The following is a 3,626-nucleotide window of genomic DNA, read 5'->3' as shown; positions in this document are numbered from 1 at the left end:
CTGATCGCCAGCCTCGACGACGGCCTCACGTGCGCGATCCTGGGCGTGCCTGCCGTCGACCTGGTGGACCTGGTCGCCCGGCACGCCGGCCTCAGCGGCCACGCCGCCCTGCGCCGCACGATGGACTCGGCCAAGCCGCTCGGCCGGATGGTCTCGCCGCTGGCCCTGACCCCGCGCGTGCCGAAAGAGGGTCGCTTCATCTACGCCGGCCTCGCCGACCGGCTGGTGCACCCGCGCGACCAGGTCACCCGACTCTGGGAGCACTGGAGCAAACCCGAAATCCAGTGGTACCCAGGCGGTCACACGGGATTCTTCCGCTCGCGGCCGGTGCAGCGCTTCATCGACGACGCGATCGTGCAGTCGGGCCTGGCCGACAAGCGATGACCGGCGCCTACCTGCGGTGGATAGCGGCGAGCGTCGCCAGGCCATTGGTCCATGCCTACCGGCGCACCGGCGCCGACGTGCCCTTCGGCGATCCGGTTCCGTCGCACGGGACGGAAATGGAGGGCTGGTTCTGGCGCCTCACCGATGCCGCCTCGGGTCGGGTCGTCGTCGCGCTGTGCAGCGTGAACCGGAATCCAGACGGGGACTGGGCCACGGTGGCGGTCGCGCTGGACCCCGGCGGTGTCGTGCGCTCCGCGGAAATCGACGGTGCCCACGCCGAATCGTCCACGTTCTCGGTGCACGCCGGGACCGCGCCCGACTGCCGTCTGGCGGCGAGCCTCGACCGGCTCCAGATCGACCTCGACGGCATCCACCTCGACCTGCATTTCGCCGATCCGTTCAACTGGCCCAAGGCTTTTGGCGGCGGCGGCGTCTTCTCGTCGGTCCCGTTTCTCAACCAGTACTGGCATCCCTACCGGCTCGGCGGAACAGCCACCGGCACAGTCGAATTCGACGGAGAAGCCTGGTCCTTCAGTGATGCCCGGCTGTACACGGAACGCAACTGGGGCGCGGGCTTCCCCGAGCGCTGGTGGTGGGGTCAGGCGCACGATTTCGCCGACGCTGACGTCTCGGTCGCATTCTCGGGGGGCCTTCTTGCGCTCGGCCCGATCCGCAGGGACGTCACCGGGATCGTCGTGCGACTCGGCGACCGTGTCATCCGGGTTACCCCGCCGGCGCCCGTGCGATCGCATGTCGGCGACGGACGCTGGACCGTGTCGGCGCGCACACCCCGCTACCGCATCGAGCTGGACGGCGACGGCACCCGCGCGGACCCGCACGTCTTACCGGTGCCGCTGCCAGCGGAGCGGCGCAACATCGACACCGACTTCGAGCACCTCGCCGGTCGATTGCGTTGCCGGGTGCGGGAATACGGCCGAGTGGTGTTCGACGGCACCTGCGAGCTGGCCGGCCTGGAGATCGGCACGCGGCCGGCATAGATCGATCGCCCCGCTGCACCTGTGACTGGTGGCACCGAATCCCCTGCGCGCCTCAATTTGTCGCTGTGAGGCGGGCAAATTGTCTACCGGTTCGGACCAGTGATTCTTGTTGCAGATGTGATTACAGCGCGGACTTAGCCCGTCACTTTCTATGGAACCGGAATCGGCGGGATCGGGTTGCCCGGCCGGATCGACGAACAATTCTGTGGCGGAAGCACTTCGGCGAAGCGCTGCTTGATCCAGGCGATCGAGCCCGGCAACCAGGGCACGAGACTCAAGATGTGGCTGAGCGTCTCGTATTCCTCGTACTGGACCGCCGTGCCCGCCGCGCAGTATTTCCGGGCGAGCGTGCGCACGTCGCCGGCGATCATCACGCCGTCGCCGGCTCCGATGCCCGGCTTGTTACCCGCCGTGCCCTCGCGCTCACCGCCGGCACCCTGGCCGATGAACAGCGGGATCCTCGGCGTGCCAGCGGTTCCCATGATCAGCTTGTTGACCGTCTCGACATAGAGCGGGATGCTCTCCGGAGTCGGATACTGGGGTTTGGCCAAGTCCTTCCACTTCAAACGCGCGTACCGCAAGCCGAGTACATCGACGATCGACGCATTCTGGATCTCGTTGCAGATCCTTATGCCGCGGTTGCTGAGATACGGCGTGAAATCGATTGCGAATGCGCGCGCGATGCCGACGAGCGCCATCGGCATGACACCGGCCCACATCTGGCTGCCCTCGACGTAGCGCAGGTTGTGCGCCGGGTGGACGAGCACGCCGCCTATCGCCGCGCCGATCAGGCGCTTGTGGACGTCGGGCGCGTACGTCTTGGCGTATTCGGCGGCCCACTCGGTGGCGATCGCACCTCCGGAGTATCCGAGCATCGCAACCTTTGCGTCGCCGTCGATGGTCGACGAGTTCAACGCGGCCTGGATCGAGTCGAGCGTGTTCATTCCATATTCGGGGCCCGCGGCGAAGTCCGCCTGCTGGCCCTCGGTGTCGGGGACGATGACCGTGTAACCCTCGGCGAGGAACGGGCCGAAAACCCCCAGCTCAACGTTGGGGACGACTCCGGCCAGCGTGGGTTTTCCGCCCGAGATCGCATACGACGGCTCGTCGCTCTGGTTGAGCGAGTCGTAGGCGGACTGATAGGAGATCACCTTCGTCTTGTCTCTCAACCCCCGCCGCCAAATGACCGAGGTGACGTTGACCGTTGGGGTTTGGGTCTGACTTGTCGACCGGTAGAGCAGCTGTGTGGTCGTGAGAAACGTTGGCAAACCTACGATGTCGTACCGGACACCGCGCGTCTTCAGCACCGTTCCCCGCGTGATGTTCCCCAGCGGCTTCTTGCCGGTGTACGAGTAGAACGGATCATCCTTCGGATGCGGCGGGACACTGGCCCCGCCCGTCGGTGGTTGTGACGCAGTCATGCATCGGAACTTCCTCTTCGAGCAGGTACCCGAGTCTTCACCCCGAGCCGATACACGGCCAGAGGACAAGGTCCCCTCGTCGGTGGCAAACGAGGTCGCGATGGCAAAGCCGAACAGGCTCCGCCCGCGGTGATCAGGATGCGGTGGCGTACTGCAGCACCGGTTCCGACGAATCGACGTGGCTGCCACTGATGATCCTGAGCCGATTCGGGCGCACCTCGTAGACCACTCCGTCGACCGGGTTGGTGACATCGAACCCGTCCCCGACCCGCTCGGCGTTCGACAGTTCGATATGCGCGCCGTCGCGAATGCGCTCGCCGCGGTAGTAGTAACTGCCGCTGAGGTTTTGGCACACCACGACCAGCGACTTGGCGGTGCGCAGCACGGCGGCCGGCGGGTTCCCCGGGTCGCAGCGGGCCGTCTCGCCGACGAACCCCAACCCGTCGGCGCCCTTCACCGGGGCCGACAGGGTCGGCGTCTTGGGTGGCGGCGCACTCGACGCAGGGGGCGCCGGCGCCTGAGCGGTCCGCGGCGGCGGCGAACCACCGCTCATCAACGCCGATACCAGCGCCACGGTCAGCCCGGCGATCACCAGGACGACCGCCGCCCCGATCCCCACCAGCGGCGCCCGGCCACCCCACAAGGGCCGATGCGGCGGCGGCGCAGGTACCTCAACCGGATACGGGCTGAAGCCGGTGTCGTCCGGGTTCGGATAGACCGCCTCGAACGGCCGGGTGCCAAGGGGCCCTGCGCCAACGCCGACAGCGACCGGCTCGTACGCCGCGTTCACCGCCTCGCTGGCCGCCCGGGCCAGTTCACGGGC

The 3,626-nt window shown here is 67.5% G+C and carries 2 protein-coding genes and 2 pseudogenes; 2 read left to right on the top strand and 2 right to left on the bottom strand.

What is annotated here, in order from left to right; genetic code table 11:
• A pseudogene (locus tag A5711_RS27155) lies at positions 1 to 384 on the top strand (hypothetical protein); the annotation flags it as partial.
• A complete protein-coding gene (locus A5711_RS05865; protein WP_067944697.1) occupies positions 381 to 1,382 on the top strand; it encodes a tocopherol cyclase family protein in 1,002 nt (333 codons plus the stop codon). The pseudogene A5711_RS27155 and the gene A5711_RS05865, both read left to right, overlap by 4 nt.
• A gap of 149 nt (positions 1,383 to 1,531) precedes the next feature.
• On the opposite strand, the gene A5711_RS05860 is transcribed toward A5711_RS05865, so the two are convergent.
• Entirely contained in the window at positions 1,532 to 2,803 is a 1,272-nt protein-coding gene (locus A5711_RS05860; protein ID WP_067944696.1) for a lipase family protein, read from the bottom strand.
• Positions 2,804 to 2,936: 133 nt separating this feature from the next.
• Positions 2,937 to 3,626 (bottom strand): annotated as a pseudogene (locus tag A5711_RS27150) (serine/threonine protein kinase); the annotation flags it as partial.

Origin of the sequence: Mycobacterium sp. E2238 (genome assembly GCF_001672665.1) — a bacterium.
Taxonomy (GTDB): domain Bacteria; phylum Actinomycetota; class Actinomycetes; order Mycobacteriales; family Mycobacteriaceae; genus Mycobacterium.
The sequence above is the reverse complement of the archived record's forward strand: the minus strand, read 5'-3'. Positions and strand labels throughout refer to the sequence as shown.